Annotated in this window: 2 protein-coding genes; both read right to left on the minus strand. The window is 33.1% G+C overall.

Features of this window, described 5'->3' with window-relative positions; translation table 11 throughout:
* Positions 1-151: 151 nt before the first annotated feature.
* Entirely contained in the window at positions 152-1,462 is a 1,311-nt protein-coding gene (locus EO120_RS08975; RefSeq protein WP_127135131.1) for an MFS transporter, read from the minus strand.
* 138 nt (positions 1,463-1,600) lie between these two features.
* The gene (locus EO120_RS08980) at positions 1,601-4,543 is read right to left on the minus strand and encodes a UvrD-helicase domain-containing protein (protein WP_127135132.1); all 2,943 of its coding nucleotides are present in this window, start codon (positions 4,541-4,543) and stop codon (positions 1,601-1,603) included.
* Positions 4,544-4,860 lie beyond the last annotated feature (317 nt).

The following is a 4,860-nucleotide window of genomic DNA, read 5'->3' on the forward strand; positions in this document are numbered from 1 at the left end:
AGATTAAACCCTTATAACACTAGATATTTACTAGTATTACAAGGGTTTTTACACACACTTTTTGTCCTATAAGCCTAGTTCTAGCTTCTTTTTGTTATATCTATTCTTATATGAAAATTCTACTTCTTAACAATGGATAAGAAAAAATATTCTATTTTTGTTCCATAGATTTAGGCAATGTTAATACTAGCAAACCAGCTAGGAACATACAGGCCCCCATTACATAATAGCCTACATGAAATGTACCCATGTGTTGATTAATGAAGCCTAGCATGTATGGACCTACCCAACCGCCCATGTTACCGGAGGAATTGATAAGCCCCATGGCCCCTGCTGCTGCAGCGCCGGATAGGAATGTAGTAGGCATAGTCCACCATACACCCATACCGCCGTATACGCCTACAGCAGATAAACAAATGAACAACAAACTAATTTCTGGTGTTGGACTATGTGGTGTAGCAGCGAGACCGATGGCACCGATAAACAATGTTATAGCCACATGCCAACGCTTCTCATTTCGTTTAGTAGAGGAATACCCACAGAATACTTGAATTAGTAACGCTGCGGTCATAGGAATAACAATAGCCCATCCTACTAAACTAGGAGACCATCCAGATAGGCTTTTCAACACCTGCGGCATCCAGAAACTAAAACCCCAAAAACCGATAACCCAAAGGAAGTAAATCAATGATAATAATAAAACCTTCGGATCTTTTAATGCCTGCCATGTAGTATACTTTTTAACAGACTGCTTTTCTGCCTCTTCCTTTTCAAGTTCTGCTTTAATATACGCCTTTTCAGCTGCTGTTACCCAAGATGCTTCTTCCGGTTTTTCTTTCATCCAGAATGCGAATATAAAAGCAAATGCAATAGCTGGTATAGCCTCAACAATGAATAATGTTTGCCAACCGTGAAGGCCGAATAATTGTTGTTCTAGTAATACACCAGCTAATGGTGCACCGATAATATTGGAAAATAATAAAGAGGTGAGCATCAATGAGATGGCCTGTGCCCGTTCCCTCGGCAAGAACCAATTCGGAATCAATAAGGAGTAAATAACAGGATATAAAGACGCTTCACAAAGACCTAGTAGAAAGCGATACAAATAAAACTCAAACACCGTCGACATAGACGTCATCAATACACAGACGAGGCCCCAGCTGAACATAATGCGAGCCACCCATTTCATAGCATTGAACTTCGCTGCCAATAATGATGCAGGCACCTCAAATAAAACATAGCCGACAAAGAAAATACCTGCACCCATGCCAAACACCTCTGGTGAAAGCCACGCTAAATCTTCTTTCATCGTCATCCCTGCATAAGCAATATTCACTCGATCCAAGAAGGCAATAATAGACACAATAAACAACGGTAGAATTACATGGAGCATGCGCCGCCTTGTAAAATCTTTAAAATCAATCCGCCCTTGCGGAGTCTCTTGCACAGATGGTGTACTCATAATAAACCTTTCTATTCTCACAATAGGATATAATTATATCTAGTGTAAAAGAACTAATGTCTATTGTCAACGAAACAACGTCTTAGAAATTTATATTTAAAACCACTTTTACGAGCTTTTGAATATAAATTTAATTCTCTACTTCTTTTGTATTGGACGTGTATTTGTACAACTGTCATAAGGTATCCCATATCCAGAGCATCCCCAGAATTTTCCATATTTTCCCTCTTTTAGTTCCATCGGGCGACCACATCTCTCACAAATTTCTATAGAATACCCACATGCTGGATTTTGGCAAATACTTTTTGTTTTATAGTCAATAGATGGAGCACCGCACTTTTCACATACACGAGGTCTAGATGGACAACTTATACCAGATGTGCATTTATAAAATTTACCATATTTGCCCTCATTAAGAACATAATATCCATTGCTACATTGATTACATTTATAAATAGTTCTTATTTTTTTATTTAATCGTTCAGACTCAATATTAATGTGATATTTTGATGTAAGTAACTCTTCTATAAACACAGATGGCTCATCTGAATTTACTACGATATGACTTTCTTTTTTTGCCCTTGTTAATGCTACATAAAACAATCGTCGTTCTTCCGAATGAGGATAACCATCTAACGTAGGCAATAAAGCCTCTAAAACTGCATCATCATGGTTCTCATTTGGGAATCCAACCTTTCCTCTAAAAAAGCCTAATAAAATACAATAATCGGCTTCCAACCCTTTAGATGCATGAAAAGTCCAAAATTTAACTGATTTATCCTTAATAATATACTTAGCATTCTTAAGAATATAATTATACCGAGATAAAATAGCTATTTTAGCATTCGGATTTTTTTCCTTTATTTTTTTGATAATTTTATATGCACGTAAACTAGACCCTGTGATTTCAATACGATCTTTATCTTCATTTTTCTTCTTTAATACATATTTTTCTTTATTATGTTCAGATGAATTTATCGTATCCAATATTTTTTGTCCATCTGTCACATATGTATCATATATAAAAATACAAGATTCATTCACTTGTTCATTTGTTATTATTGCTTTCTCATATTGTTCAGGATTCTCCATAATAAAAGTTCCTGCCGTATCAGCAATACTATTATTATATCTATAAGTTTTATCTAAAATACTTAACGTATGACTACCTATTCTCTTATTAAATTGTGTTGTTATTTCTAACTTACCACCATTAAATCGATAAATCGATTGCCAATCATCTCCTACAACAGTCCATATTGGTTTAGGACCATGCTCATAAATAGCCAGTAACAATTGTAGACGAGCCATAGAAATATCTTGAAATTCATCAACGAGAATATGCTTCCATCTAGGCTTATATTCTCCACTCTCAACTAAATCTGTAGCAATAATAATCATATCATCAAAATCTATTTCATTTTCATTATGTAATTTTTTAACATAAGCATCATGAATAGCCATTAAAAACTTTGTATATTCTTTTGCATATATAATTTTTGCAGAATTTAATCGTTCTAATACTTCAGATTCACTTAATCTTTCAACTCGTATTGCTTGCAAACATTTAACATATCGATTACCTGCATCATCAAATAATCCTGAATTATTGAGACAAGTAAGCAGCTCGTCTCCTGTCATTTCCTTTATTTCGAGACCCACTTCATGCATTAGTCTTTCAAGTTTCTTTTCGAGCCTATTTTCTGTCCATTCATAATGATATGTCTCTAATAAAATTGTACCGTATTCTTTATGTAGATCCCGTTTTCTTTTTATATTTTCATTATATTCATCAGAATCAATATCAGCACGAGTATTACCATTTCGGCTAATACCGAAATGTTCTAAATAAATTCCATTTCCTAAATCAAAATCAGGGCTATAATCAAAACCAATTTCTATTCGTCTTTTGGGTGTATATTTAGCTTCATACTTATAAGGTATTTTATGCATAGTTAGCCAATTAGCAATTAATAATTCTTGATACCCTTTTACAAGTTCACCGTTAATTGTTCTATATTCATTGTCTCTAACATAAGAATCATATTCTTGTTTACTTTTAAATGTAAAAGAATCTATGGGTTGATATAGTAATTTAATAAAATTATGTAAGTTCTCTTGATTTTCTAACAAATATTCTTTTAACCAGCTTTTAAACCATTGAATTAAAACCTTATCATCTGTAGCCATTCGGGATACACTTACATCTCGTCCGCAATCTTTAATAATATTTAACCCTAATGCATGAAAAGTTGATATACGGGGTTCCCCTTTAAGATGTAATCCAGCAGAAACCATTCTGTCTTTTAGCCTAGTCTTAACTCCCACTGCTGCCGACTTATTGTAAGCTATAGCCAAAATCTCACTAGCAGCTACTCGATTTGAGTCCATCAAATCTAATATCTTTGCTACCATTACAGATGTTTTACCTGTTCCTGCAGCAGCCAAGACTAAATTAATATCATTATTACGAATTACCGATAATCTTTGATTTTCAGTTAAAGGGTTTTTCTCAACTGTATCAAAAAAATTTGCCCTTTTTTCTAACTGTAAATCTTCATAAGATTTTCTTATATCGGCTATTTTAGCATTTGTTAAAGGATATTGATTAGTAATAAAATTAATTTGTTCAACTGTGTCTTCATTGATAGCTGATAATATTGTGTCCTTATATTTATCTCTGAATATTTTTGTCTCATTAATCAAAGACTTAACTTCATCAATATTGGAATCTCTAAGAAATTCATTTTCAGTTAATTCATAATACCGATTTGAAAGTTTTCTAATATAGCACTCATTGTTATTCTGACAAATATCTTTTAATCTACTATAAAATGTCACAGAGAGAGATTTATTCAGAAAAGGAAAAGTAATAATCTGACCATCAATAATAATAGAGACTTTGTTTCCCCATAAATATTCTTCTAATTTCGGAGGTTCAAGAATTAAAGAATAATCAATAAGTCTATCAGCGCTTTTATTTTTCACTATAGTAATTAGATTATCATCTAATACTAATTCATAGGAATAACCTAATAATTTCCCTATCCAATTAGTCGTAACAACAAATTTGTTTTCCATTGTACCACCATCTATTTGATCAAATCTATGCTTATATCGTAATCCTTTTTCTTTATTTTATATTCATTATCTTCTTTAAATCAAGTTATAAACTATACATAAACCTTTAAAGGTGAACAAAATAGGCCCCGGATATTATATAGTTTCACTCTTTATTTAAAACAACTTAAAAAGGCAATGAAGCTAGCAATTAACTAGTTTCATTGCCCCTCCGAGCAACACTTTTTGTCCTATAAGCCGCAAAAAGGGGCTGTAACAAAATAGCCTCTAAGAAAACAAAGACGCGTTTTAGTCATATGAAAGTATGATTAAAGTGC

The organism is Veillonella caviae (genome assembly GCF_003992125.1).
In the GTDB taxonomy this organism is placed as follows: domain Bacteria; phylum Bacillota; class Negativicutes; order Veillonellales; family Veillonellaceae; genus Veillonella; species Veillonella caviae.

What these genes read in the sequence shown, in the direction of transcription:
- EO120_RS08975 (WP_127135131.1), bottom strand. Translation starts at nt 1,462, where the DNA reads ATGAGTACACCATCTGTGCAAGAGACTCCGCAAGGGCGGATTGATTTT.
- EO120_RS08980 (WP_127135132.1), bottom strand. Translation starts at nt 4,543, where the DNA reads ATGGAAAACAAATTTGTTGTTACGACTAATTGGATAGGGAAATTATTA.